This window comes from Streptomyces sp. MNU89, assembly GCF_020982505.1.
GTDB lineage: Bacteria > Actinomycetota > Actinomycetes > Streptomycetales > Streptomycetaceae > Streptomyces > Streptomyces xinghaiensis.
Map to the genome: position 1 here is coordinate 1,006,749 of NZ_JAJKLL010000001.1, position 21,646 is coordinate 1,028,394.

The 21,646-nt window shown below is 69.1% G+C and carries 15 protein-coding genes, 3 pseudogenes and 1 CRISPR repeat array; of the genes and pseudogenes, 9 read left to right on the plus strand and 9 right to left on the minus strand.

Going from position 1 to position 21,646, the window contains the following annotated elements:
• Positions 1-2 precede the first annotated feature (2 nt).
• Both E4N63_RS31400 and E4N63_RS04390 read left to right on the plus strand, forming a co-directional pair.
• Positions 3-275: pseudogene (locus E4N63_RS31400) on the plus strand (hypothetical protein); the annotation flags it as partial.
• An 86-nt stretch (positions 276-361) separates the two neighbouring features.
• Positions 362-2,512 (plus strand): MMPL family transporter, encoded by a 2,151-nt coding sequence (locus tag E4N63_RS04390; RefSeq protein WP_125623550.1) that lies wholly within the window; start codon positions 362-364, stop codon positions 2,510-2,512.
• A 206-nt stretch (positions 2,513-2,718) separates the two neighbouring features.
• Here E4N63_RS04390 and E4N63_RS04395 read toward each other — a convergent pair whose 3' ends face one another.
• Complete coding sequence (locus tag E4N63_RS04395; protein ID WP_125623551.1) at positions 2,719-4,170, minus strand: HAMP domain-containing sensor histidine kinase; 1,452 nt, start codon at positions 4,168-4,170, stop codon at positions 2,719-2,721.
• On the minus strand, positions 4,167-4,859 hold the full coding sequence (locus E4N63_RS04400) for a response regulator transcription factor (protein WP_125623552.1): 693 nt from the start codon (positions 4,857-4,859) through the stop codon (positions 4,167-4,169). Before E4N63_RS04400 ends, E4N63_RS04395 begins: the two co-directional genes overlap by 4 nt.
• 632 nt (positions 4,860-5,491) lie before the next feature.
• Here E4N63_RS04400 and E4N63_RS30945 point away from each other — a divergent pair.
• Together E4N63_RS30945 and E4N63_RS04410 are read left to right on the plus strand one after the other, a co-directional pair.
• Complete coding sequence (locus tag E4N63_RS30945; RefSeq protein WP_308188642.1) at positions 5,492-6,001, plus strand: hypothetical protein; 510 nt, start codon at positions 5,492-5,494, stop codon at positions 5,999-6,001.
• Between the two features lie 84 nt (positions 6,002-6,085).
• Positions 6,086-6,889 (plus strand): annotated as a pseudogene (locus E4N63_RS04410) (Tn3 family transposase); the annotation flags it as partial.
• Between the two features lie 131 nt (positions 6,890-7,020).
• Here E4N63_RS04410 and E4N63_RS04415 read toward each other — a convergent pair.
• Positions 7,021-7,956 (minus strand): alpha/beta fold hydrolase, encoded by a 936-nt coding sequence (locus E4N63_RS04415; protein WP_230239933.1) that lies wholly within the window; start codon positions 7,954-7,956, stop codon positions 7,021-7,023.
• Between the two features lie 724 nt (positions 7,957-8,680).
• On the opposite strand from E4N63_RS04415, the gene E4N63_RS04420 reads away from it, so the two are divergent.
• Entirely contained in the window at positions 8,681-9,415 is a 735-nt protein-coding gene (locus tag E4N63_RS04420) for a hypothetical protein (protein ID WP_230239934.1), read from the plus strand.
• Between the two features lie 154 nt (positions 9,416-9,569).
• Here E4N63_RS04420 and E4N63_RS04425 read toward each other — a convergent pair whose 3' ends face one another.
• Positions 9,570-10,361 (minus strand): calcium-binding protein, encoded by a 792-nt coding sequence (locus E4N63_RS04425; protein ID WP_230239935.1) that lies wholly within the window; start codon positions 10,359-10,361, stop codon positions 9,570-9,572.
• Between the two features lie 310 nt (positions 10,362-10,671).
• Here E4N63_RS04425 and E4N63_RS04430 point away from each other — a divergent pair, with 310 nt between their 5' ends.
• A complete protein-coding gene (locus E4N63_RS04430) occupies positions 10,672-11,289 on the plus strand; it encodes a DUF5959 family protein (RefSeq protein WP_230239936.1) in 618 nt (205 codons plus the stop codon).
• 668 nt (positions 11,290-11,957) lie between these two features.
• On the opposite strand, the gene E4N63_RS04435 is transcribed toward E4N63_RS04430, so the two are convergent.
• Positions 11,958-12,590 (minus strand): hypothetical protein, encoded by a 633-nt coding sequence (locus tag E4N63_RS04435; protein ID WP_230239937.1) that lies wholly within the window; start codon positions 12,588-12,590, stop codon positions 11,958-11,960.
• Positions 12,591-13,406: 816 nt separating this feature from the next.
• Here E4N63_RS04435 and E4N63_RS04440 point away from each other — a divergent pair.
• Together E4N63_RS04440 and E4N63_RS04445 are read left to right on the plus strand one after the other, a co-directional pair.
• Positions 13,407-14,360, plus strand: coding sequence for a hypothetical protein (locus E4N63_RS04440; RefSeq protein WP_230239938.1), 954 nt, complete (start codon positions 13,407-13,409; stop codon positions 14,358-14,360).
• A gap of 129 nt (positions 14,361-14,489) precedes the next feature.
• Positions 14,490-14,981 carry a hypothetical protein gene (locus tag E4N63_RS04445; protein WP_230239939.1) on the plus strand — a complete coding sequence of 164 codons (492 nt, stop codon included), beginning with the start codon at positions 14,490-14,492 and terminating at the stop codon, positions 14,979-14,981.
• A 643-nt stretch (positions 14,982-15,624) separates the two neighbouring features.
• Positions 15,625-16,258: direct repeats of the CRISPR family, unit length 29 nt; unit sequence CTGCTCCCCGCGCACGCGGGGATGGTCCC.
• A gap of 1,141 nt (positions 16,259-17,399) precedes the next feature.
• On the opposite strand, the gene E4N63_RS31405 is transcribed toward E4N63_RS04445, so the two are convergent.
• The gene (locus tag E4N63_RS31405) at positions 17,400-17,534 is read right to left on the minus strand and encodes a hypothetical protein (protein WP_374112682.1); all 135 of its coding nucleotides are present in this window, start codon (positions 17,532-17,534) and stop codon (positions 17,400-17,402) included.
• A gap of 353 nt (positions 17,535-17,887) precedes the next feature.
• Between E4N63_RS31405 and E4N63_RS04455 the strand changes: the two genes are divergently transcribed.
• Positions 17,888-20,371: a SpoIIE family protein phosphatase gene (locus E4N63_RS04455; protein WP_230239940.1), complete on the plus strand. Its 2,484-nt coding sequence runs from the start codon at positions 17,888-17,890 to the stop codon at positions 20,369-20,371.
• Between the two features lie 29 nt (positions 20,372-20,400).
• Here the strand turns inward: E4N63_RS04455 and E4N63_RS04460 are convergent.
• The 3 genes and pseudogenes from E4N63_RS04460 to E4N63_RS04470 all read right to left on the minus strand — a co-directional run.
• Positions 20,401-20,568: pseudogene (locus E4N63_RS04460) on the minus strand (DDE-type integrase/transposase/recombinase); the annotation flags it as partial.
• A 69-nt stretch (positions 20,569-20,637) separates the two neighbouring features.
• Positions 20,638-20,808, minus strand: coding sequence for a hypothetical protein (locus E4N63_RS04465; protein ID WP_230239941.1), 171 nt, complete (start codon positions 20,806-20,808; stop codon positions 20,638-20,640).
• Positions 20,809-20,833: 25 nt separating this feature from the next.
• Positions 20,834-21,646, minus strand: coding sequence for an acetoacetate decarboxylase family protein (locus E4N63_RS04470; RefSeq protein ID WP_230239942.1), 813 nt, complete (start codon positions 21,644-21,646; stop codon positions 20,834-20,836).

Genomic DNA, 21,646 nt, shown 5'->3' on the forward strand with positions numbered 1-21,646 from the left:
CGGACGTCGTCACCGCGGTGACCCGGTCGGCGGACCTGCTGCGTGAGGGTCGTGGGCTCCTGCTCCACCTCGTCGACCGCGCGGAGGTCCGCGACGCCGCGGCCGCGTGGACCGGACGGGTCAACACCGTCACCGCCCGCACGGACCGGGTGGACGTCGACGCGTTGCTCATCCGGCCCGACGGCTGTGTCGCCTGGGCCTTGCCCACCGGGCAGGACCTCGACGCCACCACGCTGGTGCGTGCGCTTGGCACATGGTTCGGCCGACCGGCCTGAGCGCCGTATTAACAGTCGTCTCAGGTTCGCTCAGTAGGAAGTAGGCATCCAGATAAGCGATGCAACCCGTATGCAGGAGGCTAGTGATGGCAGTCAACGCAGCGCCGTCCGGGCAAGCGCCGGCCGGCCGGTTGGCAGGCCGGTGGGTGCCATGGTTGGTGATTGGCCTGTGGCTGGTGCTGGCGGCGGGCGTGGTGCCGCTGAGCGGAAAGTTGAGCTCGGTCACCACCGACAGCGCCGTGGACACCCTGCCGGCCAGTGCCGAGTCCACCAAGGTGGCGGTGCTGGACGACAGTCTCCCCGGCGGTGACAACAACACGTTCGTCTTCGTGTACCACCGCGACGACGGCATGACCGACGCCGACCGCGCGACGGTCGAGCGCCACTACAACACCCTTGCCAAGCGGTACCCGCCGAAGGCGACGGCGGCGGCCGGCGAGGACGACGAGGGATCACCGACGAGCCTCTCCACCGACCGCAAGGCGATGATGTTCACCCTCGAGGTGAGCACGGCCTACGGCGCACCGGAGGAGATCGTCGGCCCGTTGCGTGACGCCGCGAAGGACCGCCCCTCCGGCCTGGAACTCCACGTGACCGGCCCGGGCGCGATCGACGGCGACATGGATGCCGTCTTCGACGGCATCGACGAGCAGGTCCTCATCACCACCATCGTCGTCGTCACGCTCCTGCTCATCCTCACCTACCGCAGCCCGGTGTTGTGGATCATCCCGCTGGTGGCCGTCGGCGCGGCCGCACTGACCTCGATGGGGACCGTCTACCTGCTCGTCAAGGGCTTCGGCATCGTGGTCAACGACCAGAACTCGGCGCTGCTGACGATCCTGGTATTCGGCGTCGGCACGGACTACGCGCTGTTGCTCATCGCTCGGTATCGGGAGGCACTGCACCACCATGAGAACGTCCGGGTCGCGATGGTCCACGCGCTACGCGGCGCGGCGCCGGCCATCGTCGCGTCCGCGGCCACCGTGGTCGCCGGCCTGCTCTGCCTGCTCGTCGCGGACCTGAACAGCACCAGCGGCCTGGGCCCGATCGGTGCGGCCGGCATCCTGTGCGCGCTGGTGGCCATGCTGACGCTGTTCCCGGCGGTGCTCGTGGTGCTCGGCAGGCGGATCTTCTGGCCGGCCATCCCGCGGTTCAGCACGGCCGTGGAGGAGAAGCCGGGGCTGTGGGGACGGCTCGGCACCGCCATCAACCGCCGCCGGTGGGTGGCGACGCTCGGCTCGCTCGGAGTCCTCGGCGTGCTCGCCCTCGGGCTGGCGGGCAACACCAACGCTCTGCGGGAGCAGGACCAGTTCCTGTCCGCGCCGGAGTCGGTCACCGGCTTCACCGTTCTCCGCCAGCACTTCCCGGAGCTCGGCGGCCAGCCGATGACGATCTTCACGCGGCCGGCGCACCAGGAGCAGGTGCTCGACATCGTCAAGGACACTCGCGGTGTGGCCCTGGCCATCCCGGAGCAGACCAGCGGTGACTGGGCCAACATCTCCGTGTTCCCGAAGGACGCGCCGGACACCGCCGCAGAGTACGACACGATCAAGCGGGTGCGTACCGCCGTGCACGCGGTGAGCGGGGCGGAGGCGATCGTCGGCGGGCCGAGTGCGGAGAACCTCGACACCGAGGTGACCACCAAGCGCGACGAGAAGCTGGTGATCCCGCTGGTGCTCGTCGTCGTCCTGATCGTCCTCGGGCTGCTGCTGCGCGCGATCCTGGCCCCGCTGGTCCTGATGGCAACCGTGATCGTCTCATTCGCCGCAGCCTTCGGCGGCAGCGTGTTCGTCTTCGACACGATCCTCGGGTTCAAGGGTATCGACTCTTCGGTGCCGCTGCTGGCATTCCTGTTCCTGGTGGCGCTCGGCATCGACTACAACATCTTCCTGACCAGCCGGGCCCGGGAGGAGACCGTGCGTCTCGGCACCAGAGAGGGCATGCTCAAAGCCCTCTCGGCCACCGGTGGCGTCATCACCTCGGCAGGCCTGGTCCTGGCGGCCACGTTCGCGGTCCTCGTCACACTTCCGCTGGTGATGCTGATCCAGGTCGGGTTCCTGGTCGCCTTCGGCGTGCTGCTCGACGCCCTGCTGGTGCGGTCGGTCCTGGTGCCCGCCCTCACCTTGCTGATCGGCCGCCGGATCTGGTGGCCGAGCCGGCTGTCCCGTCCAGCGGCGGAGCTGCCGGACGGTCAACAGCCGCTCGCCGACGAGGAGGAGCCCGCGCTGCAACGGTGAGTGCGGCGGCACGGACGAGATCCGGGACGGGGATCCAGGCCCGTCCCGGATTTTTTTCATGGGCCCGACGGTCGCAGCCCTTTGGTCCTGCGCCACACGCCGGGGCTGGGGTCGGCGCATCGCGGTGTCCTGCCCCGACGGTGAGCCGCGCGGGGCCATGCCCGAGGGCCGCCGTCCCTTGTCCTGCGCCGCGCCGCCGGGGCGGGTCAGCACGCCGCGGTGTCCTCCCCGGCGGTGAGCCGCGCGACCGGGGCGGGCGGGGCCGCGGCCGGAAGGTCGACCCGAAGCAGCGCGCCACCGCGTGCGGAGCGGGCGACGGCGGCCCGGCCGCCGTGGGCGTCGACGACCCGCTGCACGATCGACAGCCCCAGACCGGATCCCGGCAACGCCCGGGCGCTGTCGGCACGGTAGAACCGGTCGAACACCCGCGGTACGTCGGCGGCGTCGATGCCCGGCCCGGCGTCGTCGACCTCGAGCACCACCGACGCGCCCTCGGCACGAAGCCGGACCTGGACCGGCTGGTCCGCGGGGGACCACTTACCGGCGTTGTCGATGAGGTTGAGCACCGCTCGCTCGAGCGCAGCGGGACGCCCGCTCACCCACACAGAGGTCACGTCGAGCGCCACCTCGATGTCGGGCACGCGGGAACCCGCCCGGGTCGCGGCGGCCACCACCACGTCGGCGAGGTCGAGCACCTCGGTGCTCTCGTCGCTGACGTCACCGCGCGCCAGGTCGGTCAGCTCGGCGACAAGGGTGCTCAACTCGGCCACCTGGGCGCCGAGATCGTTGAGCATCCGGGTCCGGCTCTCCGCCGGCAGTGCGCTGTCCAGGGTGCCGCGCCGATCGAGCCGGATCAGCAGCTCGACGTTGAGGCGCAGGCTGGTGAGCGGGGTCTTGAGCTCGTGGGCGGCGTCCTCGGCGAGCAGCCGCTGGGCCCGCCGGGAGTCCCGGAGCGCGGCGAGCATGTCGTTGATCGACTGGATCAGCCGCCGGATCTCCCCACCGCCCTCATCCGGGATGTCGGCGTCGAGATCCCGGGTGTGCGCGACACGTACCGCGGCGGCGGTCAGCCGGTCGATCGGTGCCAGCCCGGTCCGCGCCACGGTCCGCCCGACAAGGGCGCCGCCGACCACGCAGAGCAGCCCGATCAGCAGCATGCCCAACCCGAACTGGTTGATCGGGCCGTCGTCGACGACGCGGGCCACCTGGACCGCGCCGTCGCCCGCCCGCAGCGTGTAGATGAGGTAGCCGTCTTCGTCGCTGTCGTTCGACTCCATCAGGTCGGCCGACGCGCCCTGCGCCACGCGCCCGGCGTGCTCGCTGACCGGGGGCAGCGAGGGTTGGCCGGTCGGCGTCCGGATCGAGCCGTCGGGCAGGATGACCCGCACCAGCCGACCGGATCCGGGATACGGCGGTAGCTGGACCTGCGCCAGACCGGCGCGCTCCGCGTTCGTCGCCAGGACGCGGGAGTCGGCGCGCAACTGATTCTCGGCGGTGTCCTGCAGCTCCCAGTCCAGTAGCTCGCTGGCCACCTGGAAGGCCACGAACACGCTGACCGCGATGGCCGTCGCCGCGATCACCGTCAGCCTGGTCCGCAGGGACCGCCGGCGCCACCATCGGGTCAGCCGGCGCGGTTCCCGGCCGGCGGGCCTGCTCACGGAGGAGTCTCCCGCAACGTGTATCCCAGGCCGCGCAGCGTGTAGATCAATCGCGGCTCACCCTCGGCCTCCATCTTGCGGCGCAGGTAGCTCACGTATACCTGGAGGTTGTTGGCGGTGGAGCTCATGCCGAAGCCCCAGATCGCCTCGAACAGCGCGTCGCGGGTCAAGACCCGGGTCGCGTTGCACACGAGGACCTGCAGGAGGGAGAACTCGGTCCGGGTCAGGCGCAGTGGCCGCCCGCCCCGCCACGCCTCGAACCTGTCGGGATCGAGGCGGACGTCGGCGAACGACAGGATCTGCGACTCCTCGTCGGTCGGCGTGCGCCGGCGCAGCAGGGCCCGCACCCGGGCCAGCAACTCCTCGGTGGCGAACGGCTTGGGCAGGTAGTCGTCGGCGCCCGCGTCCAGCCCCGCGACCCGGTCGGAGACCTGGTCACGGGCGGTCAGCATCAGCACCGGCAGATCCCGACCCGCGGCCCGCAACCGCCGGCAGGTCTCCAACCCGCCGAGGCGGGGCATCATCACGTCGAGGAGCAGCAGATCCAGCGTGTCACCGCTGGCCCCACCGACCTTGTCGAGCACGGCGAGACCGTTGGCGACGATGCTGGTGTCGTAACCCTCGACCTGGAGCACCCGCTCCAGCGACGCACGGATGGCCGGGTCATCATCCGCGATCATGATCCGCACGCCAGCCCGCCCCCTTCCAGTCGATGTTTTTGCCGCTCATTCTCCCCGATCAACCTGAGGCCAGGATTAGAGCGTCGCCGCTGTGGTGCCCGCGGGCCGTGCTCATACGGATACCTAAGTGGTCCGCGCCGTTAATTCGTCGGGGGTAGGGACCAGCCGGTGGGGTCGTTGAGGTAGAGGCCGCAGACGCAGTCGAGGCCTTCTTCGGGGCTGCCGGCGGGTAGGCCGCTGGGCAGGATGTTGTCTTCGTATCCGTCGCGGCTGGCCAGGTAGATCGCGAAACCCAGATGCTCGCCGAGCCGTTGTATCGCAGCCGGTACAGCGGCAGGATCGTCCCGTCGCTGAGGTGCCCGTCGATATAGGCGAGCACCCCTCGGTAGTGCACGCTGACAGTGGCCAGGACGGGCCAGCGGGCCTGGGCGCGCTGGGTCAGGCGTTGCCGCAGGCTGATCTTGGTCGACGCGGGTGGCGGCTTGGGCACGACCTCGATCCAACCCCACCGGGGGCGGCGTGTCGCTGCCGAGACCGGCGGCTCGTTCTGGCAGAACATGCCGATGCCTCCGTCCAGCCGGTACCAGATCCAGCTTCCATCGATGAACGAGCCGTGCTGCTCGCGTTGATCCAGGGCGGCCGTGGTGCTCGACCTGTATGCCCGGCTCTTCGACGCTGAGCTGCTCGGCCCAGGCGATTACGTGGTGTGCTCCGACGAGAAGACCTCGATCCAGGCCCGCTGCCGTTGTCATCCCACTCTGCCTCCCGGCCGGGCCAGAACGATGCGCGTGGAACACCAATACGATCGTGGCGGGTCGCTGGCCTACCTGGCCGCCTGGGACATGCACCGCGGCAAGGTGTCCGGCCACGGCGAACCGACCACCGGTATCGCCCCGTTCGGCAGACTCGTCGAGCAGGCCATGAACACCGAGCCATACGTCAGCGCCAACCGCGTCTTCTGGATCGTGAACAACGGCTCGTCACACCGCGGCCAGGCAACCATCGACCGCATGACCACACGATGGCCCCAGGCATCGAGACTCAAGCACATGTCGACGGTTGGGCCAAGGCGGCCGACGCCGCCCACGAAGACGGTGGCCGGATCGTCATGCAGGTTATGCACGGCGGCCGGGAGTCTCACTCCGAGTTGACCGGTACGGGGCGCGTCGTTGCGCCCAGCGCCATTGCGGGTCCCGACCCCATCCGGGTCCCGAGCGGAAAAGTTGACGCACGCCCTGCTCAATCTGGACGGCGGGGTGAAGCCCGAGATAATCGCCACCGACAACGCGAGTTACTCCGACATGGTCTTCGGCATCTTCAAGATGCTCGGCTACCGCTTCTCCCCGCGCTTCAAGGACCTGGCCGACCAGCGGTTCTGGAAAGCCCAGATGCCCGGCGCCGAGACGCCGGGCGGGTACGGGCCGCTGGAGGCGCTCGCCCGCAACAAGGTCAACGTGAAGAAGGTCCTCACCGCCTGGCCGGACATGCTGCGGGTAGCCGGCTCCCTGGTCACCAACCAGGTGCGGGCGTACGACCTGCTGCGGATGTTCGGCCGGGAGGGGCACCCGACCCCGCCGGGGCAGGCGTTCGCCGAGTACGGGCGGATCGCCAAGACGCTGCACCTGCTCGCGGTCGTCGACCCGGTCGACGACACCTACCGGCGCCAGATGCACAAGCAGCTCACCGTCCAGGAGTCCCGGCACAAGCTCGCCCGCGACATCTGCCACGGGAAGAAGGGCACCATCCACCAGGCATACCGGGACGGGATGGAAGATCAGTTGGGGTCGCTGGGTCTCGTTCTCAATGCGGTGGTGCTCTGGACGACCAGGTACATCGACGCCGCCGTCACCCAGCTGCGCGCCGAGGGCCACGAGATCCGCGACGAGGACATTGCCCGCCTCTCCCCGCTCAAGCACAAGAATCTGAACGTCCTGGGCCGCTACAGCTTCACCGCCTCCACCCCGGCCGCCGGCGCTCTGCGCCCGCTGCGCGATCCGGAGGCACCGGAACTCGACGACGACGAGGACGGCACCGTCTAAAACGCTGTCCGGCCCTCCGGTCCGTCAGGGCAGGGCTGTTCGACCGTGGGAAGAAGCAGGGGCCTGGGCCGGGAAGCCCGACCCAGGCGAGGGCACCGAGCAGGACCCCAAGACCGCCGGCGCCCTTGGGGTCAGTGCTGTGCGGCAAACCTGTCTTCGATCGCCTTGAGTACGAGGTCGGGGCGTTCCGTCGGCACCTCGTGGGAGGTGCCCTTGGCGGTGACGAGCGTCCGGTTGGGCGCTTCCTTGACGAATGAGGCGGCCGCATCACGCCAGTGCTGGGCGTCCGGGGGAGAGCCTGCGAACGGGGTCTTCTCCGAGACCATGACCGTTGCGGGCACCGAGGCGGGCCACACCACCTTGTGGAAGACCTGGTGCGCTTCGGCGAAGCCCTCCGCGGTGGAGATGAGCTGGCGGTTGGCCGGCTTCTCGGGGTCCTTCTTCGCCGCGTCGACGTCCGGCTGGGTCGCGGCGACGAGGCGGGGGATTTCCTCGTCGGTGAAGAACTGAGGGAGATTGGCGTCGACCAGGACCGCGCCGGAGAGCATCTCCGGATCGTCCTGGGCAAGGTTGCTCGCGATCTCGCCGGCCTGGGAGTGGGCCACCAGGGTGACGTCCTTGGTGATGCCCAACTGCTTGAGGCCCGCCTTGAGGTCACTGACGGCGCTCTGGACCTTCCACGCGCCGGGCACCACGTCGCTCTTGCCGAGGCCGGCCCGGTCGTAGGTTATGACGGTGGCGCCGGTGGCCGCATGAACCTTGGGGGCGATGTCCTTCCACTGCGAGGAGTCCTCGCCGCCGCCCGAGTCCAGGACGATGGTGGAACCGCTGCCTTGTATGGCGTAGAAGGCCAGGCGGTGACCGTCGTTGTCGACCATGTGCAGCTTCGCCTCGGCCGCCTTGCCGGTCCCCGCAGAGGCGGACGGGATGGCGGACGTAGGGGCCGAGGAGCTGGACGAGGAGTCGTTGCTGCTGCACGCCGTGGCGGTGCCGGCAGCCAGGGTCAGCACGGCGAGAGACGACAGCACGCGGTACGTGGACCGGTGCCTGCGGTGGGTGCAGGACATGAGTGATCCTTCGAGAGCAGAGGGCGCGTCGTGTCTGCCCAATCATTCGAGATCCCGGCAGCTCGCACGATCCGGCTGACATGTCTATTGGTGGTGGCGCCGGGACCAGCGAGCGCGGTGGGGTCATCCCCCGCGAGCGCCGGTCCGGACGGGCACCGGCGTCGCCGAAGGCCTCGTCCACGAGGCCACGCGCGCTCTGGCGGCAGTCGGCGATCTGATCGCGGGCCACCGGGGCGCCGACGGCGAGCCTCTGACCGCGTACGCCGCCGCGCTGAGCACCCGGGAGGCCCGCGACCACCTCACCCGGCGGTCCGCCGAACTCGCCTACGAGGCCGGCCACGTCGCCCACGCCCTGTCCCTGGGAGAAGGACACCCCGGCGCGGCGGCAGCGCTCCTGGACGTACGGCTCGCGCTCGGCCGCGGCCTGGTCCTCAGCGACGCCAGGGTCCGCGACGCCGGCACAACCGTCGACGCCCTGCCCCTCGCCCTGCCCGGCCAACCGGTCCGGATCTCTCCCGCGGAGACGCCCCGGGAGGGGGCGCGCCGTCTCGCCGAGGACTGTGAGCGGCTGTCGCGGGCCGCCTTCGAGACGCTGCGCGGCCGGTCCGGTCACCGGCTGAGCGGATCGGACATCCAGGACCTGTCCAAGTGGCTCGCTCTCGGCCACTTCCTGTCGGGCCGGCTGCTCCTGCACGCCGCGCAGCAGTCCCCGGAGGCCGGGGCGTTGCGCGAGGCCGCCGCGGCGCTGCGCACGGCCGCGGTCGCGTGGCAGCAGGCGTCGGCCGCCTGGCACCGCGCCGTGGACCTGGCCGACCCGCGCCATCACCCCGCACTGCCGAAGGCCCCCTACCTGCTCCGCCACCTGGGCCGGGTGGTGCAGCTGCCCCGGGTGGATCCCCACCCGGCCGTGGTGACGGCGTGGACGTCGGCTCTGCGTGTGGGAAGGCTGCTGTACGGGCCGGAGTGGACTGCCGAGCGGAGAGAGACGGCGATGCGGGCCAGGCCTGTGGAGGACGTGCTCGCCGACTGCGGCGGGCCGGGTGCGCTCGCGGCGGCGCTCTACCGGTTGCCGGCGACCGGCTGGCAGCTCGACCTGGCAGCGCCGCTGGCCGTACGGCGGGCTCAGGAGGGCCTGGTCACGGACGACATCGAGGGCCGGCCCGCCGACTTGGACGGCGGGCTGCCCTTCTATCCCGTCTCGCAGCAGCAGGTGCAGGACCTGATCCGTGTCCACGAGGCCGTGCTCCGGCCGGAGCAAACCGCCGCGAGCGCGCTGATCCACGCCGCGGGGCGGTGCGGAACGCCCGTCCCGCGGGCTCGTCTGGACGCCGCGGCGCACAACGTGCTCGTACGAGAGGCAGGGCGGGAGGCGCAGCCCCCTCGGGCTGTTCAGCGGCCGAGACGACAGACGCTTCCGCCGGAGCGCCCCCGGATCGGGCGCGGGGGGCTCCGCCGGTGACTGGTCTGGTCTGTGAGGGGCCACGGTTCGGCGGTGCAGCGGCGGCTGACCGGCCCGCCGGCCGGGAAACAGACCGGGGCTCAAGAAGGCTCGGGCCGAAGGGTGTCCGGTCGAGCCTTCTTGAGCCTGCTGGGGATGGTGACCCTCCCGGGAGTTACGTCACGTCGACGTAGTCCGCCGTTGAGGCAACCGCCGGGGTGGTGGACGTGCCTGCGAAGGAGTAGCGGAAGTAGCCGTCCGCCGTGGCCTTCGTCGTCGTCCTCAGCTTGCCCTTGCTGTCCGTCGTGACGGTCTTGAGGGTCTTGTAGGTGCTGGTGCCCTTCTTCTTGAACTGGAGCTTCACCGGCTGCTTCGTGTAGCCCCCGTACTTGTAGGTCTCCCAGTTGGCGCGGGTCAGGGCCCCCGTGACGGTGATCGTCTTGTTCTTCTTCACCGGTTCCGGCGAGGCGTTGACCGTCAGCCTGGAGTTGCGCAGGACCTTCGCCTTCGCGGCGGAGTCCTTGGTGATGTAGTCACCGTCGTTGGCCAGGGCGTGGGCTCTCACGGTCCAGGTGCCGGCCGTGGTGTTGTCCTGGGGGTGGATGCGCGGGTTCATTTTCAGTGTGTGGGTGCGGGTGGTCGTGGTGACGCTCTGGCGCACACACGTGCCCGCGATGTCGTCGGGCATCACGAGACCGTAGGAGTCGCCGTTCGGGAGGGGCGTGTGCCACATGACCGGGAAGGTGTTTCCGACCTCGATGCCCGAGTCGTCCGTGGCGGTCACCGCGATGGTGAACGTCTTCACGTCCGTGGTCCCCAGGACGATGTTCTTCCCTCCGTTGACGACCACCTTCGTGATCCTGATGTCGCCCGAGACCTCATCTGCCTGGGCGGCCCCCGGAATCGCGAGCGCGGTCAGGGCGAGGGCCGCCCCGGCGAGGCCTGCCACGGTGGTGCGGTGATGCACGAGGCGTTTCCCCCATGTTTTTGCGCCTCAGGAACGTCCCGAGGCGAGGCTGACAATGCCCACCCAGTACGCGGGTGGCACGGACATGACCATCAGGTCGCAGGAATGGTTGCCCACCCATCACACGCCTGAGCTTCCAGGCGTAGCCGACCTTGCGCTTCACGCCAGCCTCCAGTTCTGGACCGCAAAGGCGGCGGCGACGGTGTCGTCCAGGTGACAACGCAGGGTGGGTTCAAAGGCGCCCCTGGGCACCGAGGGGCGGGGGAGGAACGTGAGCAGTCTGATCCTCCGACTTCATCAAGGAGTGGCTGTGGCCGAGGAAGCGCGAGCGCTTGAGCTGGTCCGGTTTGCCGACCGGACGCAGAGCGTCACCGTCGAGGTGGCGTGTGACGCACCCGTTGTCATGGGTGACGAGCGGTTCTACGCCGCCGAGGTCGTGCTGGTGAGCGGCTTCGTCAGCGGCCGGGTGGGCCTGATGGTCTCGCTGGAGGATCTGAACGACTGGGAAGGGTGTCTCGACATCCTGGCGGAGGACGAAGCAGTGGAGTGGCCCAGCGGAGACCGCAGCGCGTGGCTGGAGGTGGTGCCCGGTGATCCGGTGGAGGTGACCGTGCAGGACTCGCCGTCGACGCAGATCGCGGTGCGGGTACCCCTCGATGTCGCCACCGAGTGGCTGGAGGAGAACCGGTTGCGACTCAGCCGGGTCAGGGCAGCGGTCGTGCAGGGGGACTCGGAGCAGCCAACGATTCGTGTGGCGGGCAAAGATGTCAGGGTGCCACCGGAAATGGCGAGAAGAATCAACTCTCCTGACGGCTGGGGCGACCTCAGCGAAGCCGAATTGGCGGAGGTCGGGATCGGTCCGGGGATGTCCGAGCCCGGGGACGACTCCGGGTCCGCACCGATGCGGGCGGTGCAGCAAGACCGGTGAACCGGCGCGGCGGCCAGCCGGGCGGCCAGGGGCGACCCGTCAGGGCGGGGCGGGTGCCGGGCGGACAAGTGGAAGAATGCTGCAGGGGTTGCAGAAGCCTATGAAAGATATAGACGCCTACTACGCCCGTTACACCGCTTTCGCGAAGATCGGTGAAAGTAAGTAAAAACAGCGTCCCTCGCCAGTAAACCCGCAGGTCGCGAACTCTGCTCCCCGCGCACGCGGGGATGGCCCCTCACCAGGCAGCTGGAATCCCGTGTCGATCCGCTGCTCCCCGCGCACGCGGGGATGGCCCCGGAGTGCTTTGAAGGCGCCGTCGTGTCGCCGTCTGCTCCCCGCGCACGCGGGGATGGCCCCGCCCTGGTGGCGCGTGGTGCGGCCTGTGCAGGACCGCCTGCCGACCGATCAACAAGCCCCACATACCGTCGAGGCTTTCAGCCTCCGATCGGTCAGTGAGCCCGAAATGGAAAAGAGAGCAACTCCCCTGAAGGCTGGGCAATCTCGAGCGAAGCTGAGGTGGGCGGAGGGTTGGGATCATTCGGGGATGTAGAACCCGGAGACGCCTCTGAAACCGCGCCGATACTCGCGCCGAAGCAGCTGACTGCACGAAAGTACGCGCCACGGAGATTCCTGCTCGAGGAAGACGGTTTCTGCGAAAGTGACCGTATTCAGCTGCGGTCGTACAGAAGGAACTGTTCCCACGATCCGCTAATGCTGGTGGAACGGGCCCTCAACGCGTACTGGAGTGTGCCGGTGTAGTTGTGTTCCATCGTGACGTACAGGCCGTTCAGCTTGGACCGGATCGCCCAGTGGTCGAGCTCTTCGTTGTACAGCAACTCGAACCGTTCCCAGCCACCGACGTTCGCAGACCGAGCCCGTAGGGCGTTCTGCAAGTCACCGGTCAGGTTCTTCTCCACCGCCACGTACAAGCCGGTGGCCTGCGATTTGAGAGCGTACGCCTGGTTGGCGGGGTCCCACTCCAGGTCGAAGTTCTCCCAGCCGCCGAGATCGGTGGAACGGGCGCGCAGCACGCCGGTCTGTGGATCCGGGTAGTTTCGCTCGGCCGTGACGAAGTTGGTGTTGCGCAACGACTGGATCGCGATGACCGCCGGGTCGTCTTCAGCGGTCACGGTGGCGCCCCCGCTCTTGGCCGCTGCCTCAGCGCTGTCCCCGTCGAGCACCTCCCAGCCCGCCGGGGCGAGCGCTCGGCCGGACGAAGCGGCGGAGCCTGCCGGTGCTACCAGCACGGAGGACGCCATCAAGCCGGCGATGACCAGAACAACAGCACCTGTACGTCGCACATTGCCCCCTTCTCATGAATATCCAGACCAATTTTGGAGCCCACCCGTTCGCCGTAGGTTCTGGAATTGAGAAAACATGGCGAGTTATTGAACCTGGATTCTCTTCCCTCCAGGTTCACCCCGGGTTTTTACGGGATCCTCATGAACTCGTCTGGAGGTTAGCAAACGATCCCAGCCGGGAGCCAGCCTCCTACAGGAGAGACGGGCATGATGCGCTTGGGGCTATACGAAATCGACGTGATCCGCAAGGCACAGATAAGCCGTACGCGGAAATCGAATATCTGGCGTCCGCGTGGTGAACAGAAGGCGTAGCAATCCTTTCCTGCGCAGGTCGCCGACTGGCAATTCCGCTGCCGCGGCCAGGAGAGCCAGCGCAAAAACGCAGCCTTTCAGCCGAAGATCGGAAGTTTCTTGCTGGGCGGCAACCCACCCTCCTAGTTTCACTGTGCGTCACAAAATCCGTCCGTGAGCTCATCACCGCACAGGGGGAGTGGCATGTCCGCCAAGCAGGGAAGATCCTTAGCCGTCGAGGCCGCTGCCGTAGCGGGAGTCGTGCTCCTCGGGGTAGTTACTCTGAGCGCGCCCGCCGGTGCCCACACAGCCGACGGGCCAATAACCGTTCGGAACACTGCAGCCGCCCGAGTCCTGACCGAGGGCGGTCAGCCGCAACAAGCGCCCCAGGCGCCCGGACCTCAGTCCGCCGCTTGCCCGCCCCTCGCCGACGGTGAAACCGGAGCGTGCCTGCAGCCGGCCACGAACTCCGCACAACCCCTCAGACCACTGCAGAAGTACAGCGATACCTCCGCCCAGGCCATCGTGCCGATCCCGCAATGGTGCCTGGACAACCCCGGGACCATCCTCGGGACACGCACCCAGGTCTGCGACATCTCCTCGTGGACCTACAAGACCTACCGTCAGCAGAACGGCCAGAGCACCGTAACCGGCGAGGCCTCCCTGACTGTCATCAACTACGCATACTCCAGCACCAAAGCCCCGAACTGGATCCATCAATTCGAGGTCGCCGCGACAGAAGCCAGCTGGGGCGCCGCCCGCAACGCCTCGGTCTCCGCCGACGCCTCCGCCAGTGGCGACTGCAAGCCCGACAGCCAGGGATCCTCTTTCAGCCGAGGACGTCTGTTCCCTGCGGCCACCTGGCGCCAAGGAGAGGCCGGCTTCCAAACCACCGCCACCGCCAGAGGCGCCATAGGGAAGTGCGAAACGACCTGGAAGATGGACATAACCAACTCCGGGCATCCCACCCGGACCACCCGGTTCGCCCGGGACCACATCCGCTGCGACAACGCCACTGGAGGCCGGTGGCGGACCGTCGGCTGCGTCGTACCGTGGTACGCGCCCACCCTGACCTACAGCCGCAGCGACTACCCCGGTCTGGCCTCCCACGTCGACCGTGCACAGAAATCCGGGCTGCCGGGAGCGACCGCCGAGGCCCCCCTGATCCGGACCACCGACGCAGCGGTCATCAACACCAACCGCACCAGAGCATGCGGAGACGCCCCCAGCCTCACCGGCCTCAGCTGCGACGAGTACCCCTTCGCCACCACACGCCAAGGGCTGAGCAACGGCGGGGAGCGACGCACTTTCGACGGCTGCTCCTTCACCGGCTTGCCCACGCAGACGGGGTCCAAAGGCGTCAGCGTCTGCATGATCCCCGTCCGGGACCAGAACGCGCAGGGCGGTCTGAACTCCGCCTTCTACACCCAGCAGCGAGTCCTGGACGGTGACCGCTTCACCGTCAAAATAGTCGGCTGAGGCCCACAACTCGCCTCCGCCGGCGACTGCTCGGTGTCTCCCGGCCCGCGTCGGGAGACACACCGCGGATGCGTCCCGCCCGGCCGGGCCCAGACACTTCGCCCACCGCATCGAGAGGCCACGCGCGCCATGACGGAGCCACGTGTCCCGGTCCACGTCAGCAACCACCTGTTCTGCGTCGTGGACTCCGACACCTACGACATCACCTCAGCCGACTACTCGGACGGCCTGATCCTGGTGATGGCCCGCGGAGCCATGATCCGCACCGGCATCCACACCGGCACCGTCCACGTCACAGCCCGCCCCCTCAACGACCCACCGGACCAGCCCGACCCCGGCCCCTGGGAAGAGATCACCGAAGCCAGCATCTACACCCACACCGGGCAACTGGGCGTCGACATCCTCTACCCCGACACCTACCCGGACACCTACCTCGACCTGCCCGACCTCGCCCACGCGGGCCCCGGCTGGTACCGGCTGCGCGCCCACGCCCGCGGCCGCGACACCGCGCCCGGCGCCCTCCGCGACGACTCTGACGAGGACTACCTGCTGCTGTGCTGGCCCGCGCCACGAAGCGCCACCAACCCAATCCACACCCGCCCGGCTCCTGGGAAAGCTTGAAGGCACCTGCCGCTGCGGCGGACTCCAGAGGCAGCAACCGGCTGTGCCCGAAGCAGCGAGGGTGTCACCCGACAGCGGCGCGACAGCCAAGCCGGTCTGCTTCCAGGCCAGCGGAAGGTGCCCTGGGGGGGTGACCGGCACCGTATCCACTGGGTCAACCGCGATCGGGTACAACGGCGGACCGAATACGGCCTTCCGCTGCATGAGTTGCCGCGTCTGCCCGTCGAACGCCGAGGCGAGGCAGACCCGTGAACCGGCGCGGCGGCCGGGCATGCGGGCTGGTCCTGGACTACGCCGCCACGGAGGGTGATTCGCCGACGACCGGTAGGGGTCCCGCCCACCCGGTGCTGGAGCTCTGCCGGCGGGCCGGGACCGTCCATCCTGGCCGTCAGCAAGATCCCGCGCGAATCGGCGGAGCGCGTGAAGCGCCCACGGCTCGCCGACGGCGGAGACAGACGGCGGGCGGTCAGGGGTGGTATCAGGACGTGGCCGGTGCCGGGGTGGACGGGTGGAAGAATGCTGCGAGGGGTGCGAAGCCTATGAAAGAACAGACGCGCGCTATGCCCGTTTCACCGCATTCGCGCAGATCGGCGAAAGTAAGTAAAACAGCGTCCCTCGCCAGTAAACCCGCAGGTCGCGAACTCTGCTCCCCGCGCACGCGGGGATGGTCCCGGCTTGTGGCCACACCTCTGTGCGACCATGCCCTGCTCCCCGCGCACGCGGGGATGGTCCCAGGAGGACGACATGCCCACGCAGAAGGAGCTGCTGCTCCCCGCGCACGCGGGGATGGTCCCGTGCAGATCACCAAACCAGCAGACGAGAGCGACTGCTCCCCGCGCACGCGGGGATGGTCCCTGGAGCTGGCCGGTCACGACGCGCCTCCGGCCCTGCTCCCCGCGCACGCGGGGATGGTCCCGCATCGCCCGCATCGCGGACGCCCGCCGACGCCTGCTCCCCGCGCACGCGGGGATGGTCCCTCTGGTGCCGACGTCGCGAAGTGGATCGTCAACTGCTCCCCGCGCACGCGGGGATGGTCCCCGGCTCGGAGGAATCCACCGGAACGGGCCTGCCTGCTCCCCGCGCACGCGGGGATGGTCCCTCACCGCCCACGCCTTCCTCACCCTCGAACAACTGCTCCCCGCGCACGCGGGGATGGTCCCAGCCACGTCGCGGACTGCTCCGACATGGTCGGCCCCGCACCCGCGGGGATGTTCCCCGGTCGGCGGTGCACAGCATGCCTTTGTCGAGGTCGGCCCCGCACTCGCGGGGATGTTCCCTCCCGCTCACCGATCTTCAGGCACCGCCGCGAATAAGCAATGGCCCTGACCCGGGTCCCCTCGGCGTCAGGGCCATGAAGGCGGACGGGTCGGCTTTGTACACCGGGTTCAGAGTGTGACGACCGCCGTCACCATCAGCGTCTCGCCCCCCCATCAGCGCCGATCCGGCTTCCCATGTTTTGCGGCTCCTGCCGGGGACTCGAACCTGCGGCCAAACGTCGACGTCTACCGGTTCAGCCGCACAATCATCTGGATCAACAGCTGCCGCCCACGCCGGGGAACGGCTGGTCGAAGCCAACGAAAGATGAGCCTGACCCGGATATAAGCCAGTTCGGGGCAGCGTCAGCGGACGAGTCGGTCTGTACGCCGGGTATGAGACGGCCGCTGTCACCATCAGCGGCCGCAGGACGCCATGAAGTTCACCGCGCAGCGCACCCAAACCACCTCTGGAAGGCCGGAACGGTGGAGCTTGGTAGAGCGCTGAACTGCCCTGTGCGGCGTGGCGGTTGTGGGAGTGCCCCGTCTGCGGCCAAACGCCAAGGGGCATTGGCCGTCCCCGACCCGGGATGTCGTCGCCAGCCCGGCACCATGGCCCCCTCTTGGCCTGCACGTATCCCACAAACGGCGCCTCGGCGAGGAGCACGGTGGTCCCCGTCGTATGGGGAGCGGCTCCGGTGCTCCCAGTCGGGAAGAGGCCGGTGAGCGGACAAGGGGTTCTTTGGCCGGTCGTCGGCCGGATCGGACCGACGCGGGTGGGTGACCGTAGAGGTGAAGGGTTGACGGCGGCACCCAGCGGCGCGGTACGGCCGGCTACGTCTACCGGATCGGGTGACGGACGAAACGGGCGTGGTTGACACGTCTGCGAGGTGGGAGCGCGAGGGCTCCCAGAGGGCTCCCCGTTGCTCCCACCCCGGGAACGGCAAAGGCCGTTCCCGCTACCCGCGGAAACGGCCTACGACCTGCGAAAACGCTGGTCGGGACGACAGGATTTGAACCTGCGACCCCTTGACCCCCAGCACGGCGCCATGGCCCCGCAGCAAAGCCCTGAACAGCCGTAGAGCGCCGTAGGGCTACCCCTGAGAGCTGGCCGCGCTGCTGAAGCGACTCCCGCGCGGTTGGCGCGGGAGAATCCCGGCTGGGGCTACCGGCGCGTCCACGGCGAGCTGCTGGTTGTGGGCGTGCAGGTGGCCGCCTCCACGGTGTGGGAGATCCTGAAGGAGGCGGGGATCGAGGTCGTACTCAGCGGGGTCCGGATGCCGCGGATGAACGCGCTCATGGAACGGTGTGTGCAGACGTGCCGACGCGAACTGCTGGACCCACCGGCCCCACCAAGGCATCGCAGAGAACTTCCACCAGGACAAAGATCGACGCGACTGTGGACTCGCCGACCTCTTCCGCCGCAACGCCCACTCCGCGGCGGCAATACACGACCAAAGCCTATCTCGGACCCGGGCCAGACGCATACCGGCTGACACCGGCACACAACGACATACGATTCGCGGCAGCTCTGAACTGGGCGCTGACCAGGGACTTGGCACATGATGGAGGCGGAGGAAGAACCGGCGGGTGTGTTCAGGAGCCGCAGCCGGATGCCCCGGAGACCCCCGAGATGATGGAGGCAAGGCGGCGATGACGGTCCCGAAGGAGCCCATGCCCGGCGGGTCTGGGCGAATGTTCAACGTGGCGCAGATGGCCCTCGCGGTCCTGGACGGACAGGGAGTGGTCACGAGCTGGACCGTCGCAGCGGAAGGCCTGGTCGGCTACCGGGATGACGAAATCTTGAACCGGCCCGCCGCGGCGTTGTTGGACCGGCCCGAGGAACGGGCGGCCGCCGCCTCCGTAGCAGAGCAGTGCCGCGCGCAGGACGGCTGGGACGGCGTCGTTCCCGTGCGGCACCGCGACGGACGGACTCTGACGCTGAGGGTGCGGGTCTTTCCCTTGGTTGATCCGGCCGGGAGCGGCCGGTGGGCAGTGCTGGCCTGGAATGAGCGGCAGACGCCGGGCCCGGGGCTGGACCAGAAGATGCTCGAGGCGCTACTCGCGCACTCGCCGATCGCCGTGGCGGTACTGGATACGGACCTGCGCCACGTCTGGGTCAACGACATGCTGACGTACGGTGGTGAGTGGCCCCGCGAACGACGGCTGGGCCGGCGACTGACGGAGATGATACCGAGCGAGGAATCCAAACGAACCGAGGCGCAGTATCGGCGGGTGCTGGAGACCGGGGTTGCGTTGCTCAACCGCGAAAGCCTCATGCCCAATCCGACGGACCCGACCCGGCGGCGCGCGTGGTGGGAAAACATCCTCCCGCTCCAGGACTCGGCCGGCCGGGTGCTGGGCGTGTGGTTCATGGCCCTGGACGTCACCGAGCAATGGCGGGCCCGGGAACGCCTGGCTCTGCTGGCCGAGGCCAGCGAGCGCGTCGGCAGCACACTCGACGTCGAACGGACCGCGCAGGAACTCGCCGATGTCGCGGTGCCGCGCTTCGCCGATGTTGTCGCCGTCGATCTGCTGGAGCCCGTCCTGCGCGGTGAGGAACCTCCTCCCGGGCCAGCCGGCAGCAGTGACGCCCTGCGCCGCGCCGGGCAGCAGTCGGTCCACAGGAGGGGGCCCGAGACGATCGGGGAGGTCGGCGACCTGCTCCGCCTCCTGCCTACCGCGCCCAAGGAACGCTGCCTGGGCGACGGCTTGGCCGTGGTGGAATCGCTCGCGGACCCCTCCGCCAGCGCCTGGCTCGCCGAGGACCCGGCGCGGGCGGCCGAGCTCCGCGCATCCGGGATCCACTCGTTTCTGGTCGCGCCGGTGCGCGCGCGGGGGGTCTGCCTGGGCGTGGCGACCTTCGCGCGGTCCGAGTGCCCGGATGCGTTCGACCGGGGCGACGCGAGCCTGGCCGAGGAACTCCTGGCCCAGGCCGGAGTGTCCCTGGACAACGCCCGCCGCTTCACCCGGGAGCACCGGGCGGCCCTGGTGCTGCAGCACAGCCTGCTTCCGCACAGCCTGCCCGATGGGACCGTTCTGGAGGTGGCCTCGCGCTACCTGCCAGCCCACGCCCCGCACGCGGTGGGCGGTGACTGGTTCGACGTGATCCCTCTCTCCGGCGCCCGGGTCGCTCTGGTCGTGGGAGACGTGGTCGGGCACGGGATGCACGCCGCCGTCACCATGGGCCGCCTGCGCACGGCCGTGCGCACGCTGGCCGATCTAGACCTGCCCCCCGATGAGCTGCTGGCCCACCTGGACGATCTCGTCATCAGCCTGGTGGAGCAGGAGGAAGGCCACGAGGCAACCGCGGACAGACCGCCGGACATCGCCGCCTCGGCCCTGGGGACCACCTGCCTGTACGCGGCCTACGATCCGGTCACCCGACGGTGCACGCTGGCCCGCGCCGGTCACCCCCCGCCCGCGCTCGTCGGGACCGACGGCACGGTCACCTTCCCCGACCTGCCAGCCGGACCTCCGCTGGGCCTGGGGTTTTTGCCCTTCGAGGCCGCTGAGCTGGAGCTGCCCGACGGCGCTCTGCTCGCCCTCTACACCGACGGCCTCCTCGGGGTCCATGCGGACGTTGACGTCGGGCTGACCAGGCTCACCGAAGCCCTCTCCCGCCCCGCCGCGCACCTGGAGGCCGTCTGCGAGAACGTGGTCGGCTCCCTGCCAACTGGTCCACCGTCCGACGACGCCGCCCTGCTCCTGGCCCGCACCCACGGCCTGGACGCGGACCAGGTCGCCACCTGGCCACTGACCTCGGACCCGGCCATCGTCGCCGAAGCCCGCGACCTCGCCTCCCGCCAACTCACCGACTGGGACCTGGAAGAGCTGCAGTTGACCACGGAACTGATCGTCAGCGAATTGGTCACCAACGCCATCCGCCACGGCAGCGAGCCCGTCCACCTGCGGCTGATCAGGCAGAATGTGCTGATCTGCGAGGTCTCCGACGGCAGCAGCACCTCACCCCGCCTGCGGCACGCCCGCACCACCGACGAGGGCGGCCGCGGGCTGTTCCTCATTGCGCAGTTCGCCCGGCGCTGGGGCACCCGATACACCACCACTGGAAAGATCATCTGGGCCGAGCAGGGCATTCCAGTCCTCGCAACGAGCCCAGTTCCCCAACGCGCGTAGTTCCTGTCTGCCGAGTGGGTACGAGTAGGTCACCGCGAGGCTTGCGAATGCGTGCGCTGTACTGTGCGCGTGTGGTCGGCGATCGACCGGCCCACCAGGCGGCGCGAGAAGCAGTCGATCACCGTCGCCAGATACCGGAACTCACCATCCCCCGCAGGCAAGTACGTGATGTCCCCGACGTACTTGGTGTTCGGCGCGCACCGCCACCAGCTCCCGGGGCAAGGCCTCGTTCTCGGCCTGATGCTCCTCGGCCCGTCGGCGGGGAATCAACCGTGTTCTTCTCCGTGCTCGTGCTCGCCGTGCTGCCCCGCCGTGGCGGGCCCGCTCTTCCAGGAGTCGAGGTCGCCTCCGCGGCCTTCACCCGTGAGCTGGGCGAGGGCTGTAACGAGCCAGGGTGGGGCCGCCATCTCCGGGCGTGATGCGAGGGGGTCGCGCATACAACCCGCCTGGTGCCAGTGACGGTCACCAAGTCGGCAGTCCGAAAGTACGGAAGTCGGCGACGTGTTCGCGGTATCGCCCGTACCCGATGGCGAGGGTGCTCTCGCCGTAGGTGGCAGTTGCCTCGCCGTTCTGCACGAGGATGCAGAGGGGGTCGGCGCGGTCAACCGCCCACTCGACGCGGGCTGCCCCGCGACGCACGTACCGTGAGTCGCTGAACGACCACGGGATCTGGACGAGGCGGCTGATGTCGAAGCCCTCGCCCTCGGCGCTCGGGATCAGCTTCAACGTCAGGTGGTTGTCGAACCAGCCCGGAGCGGGGCGCGAGGCGACAGCAGCGGGGGCGAGGGTCACCGTGGAAGTGAGAAGCTGCACGCCGCGCCCAGTCGTGAACCCCGCTTCCAGCGTTCGGTCATCCTCAACAAGGCGCACCTCACGCGCCTGTTTCTTCGGCAGCCCGAACAGTTCGCGACCGAGGATGCCGTGGTTCAACCCTTCGACGAAGGTGACGACCGCGTAAGCGGAATCAACACCGGAGTGAGTGCACCGAACCGAGACTCCGCCCTGCGTGTAGGCGGGGCGGTTCTCGATGACCCCGCCTGGTCCCGTGAACTCCGCCCCCATGAACTCTGCGACCCAGATCGCAGCCTCCAGTTCGTTACCGGGCTCGATTGGCTCGGGTAGGAGTGCTCTGAGCACCCGGGCATCGGTGGGGTAGGTGATGGTCAGCCACCGCACTCTCACCCGCTCCGTGCCTGCGACGAAAAGCGGTGCGTAAGCAGGCATCGCAGTGGCGCGTGGAGCCGACGGCAGGGACGCAGGGATCGGTTCGGTCAT

Excerpts from the sequence above, each read along its gene's own strand:
- E4N63_RS04390 (WP_125623550.1), top strand. The coding sequence starts at position 362 with ATGGCAGTCAACGCAGCGCCGTCCGGGCAAGCGCCGGCCGGCCGGTTG.
- E4N63_RS04415 (WP_230239933.1), bottom strand. The coding sequence starts at position 7,956 with ATGTCCTGCACCCACCGCAGGCACCGGTCCACGTACCGCGTGCTGTCG.
- E4N63_RS04445 (WP_230239939.1), top strand. The coding sequence starts at position 14,490 with ATGACGGAGCCACGTGTCCCGGTCCACGTCAGCAACCACCTGTTCTGC.
- E4N63_RS31405 (WP_374112682.1), bottom strand. The coding sequence starts at position 17,534 with ATGAGCGCGTTCATCCGCGGCATCCGGACCCCGCTGAGTACGACCTCG.
- E4N63_RS04455 (WP_230239940.1), top strand. The coding sequence starts at position 17,888 with ATGACGGTCCCGAAGGAGCCCATGCCCGGCGGGTCTGGGCGAATGTTC.
- E4N63_RS04465 (WP_230239941.1), bottom strand. The coding sequence starts at position 20,808 with ATGCGCGACCCCCTCGCATCACGCCCGGAGATGGCGGCCCCACCCTGG.
- E4N63_RS04470 (WP_230239942.1), bottom strand. The coding sequence starts at position 21,646 with ATGACCGAACCGATCCCTGCGTCCCTGCCGTCGGCTCCACGCGCCACT.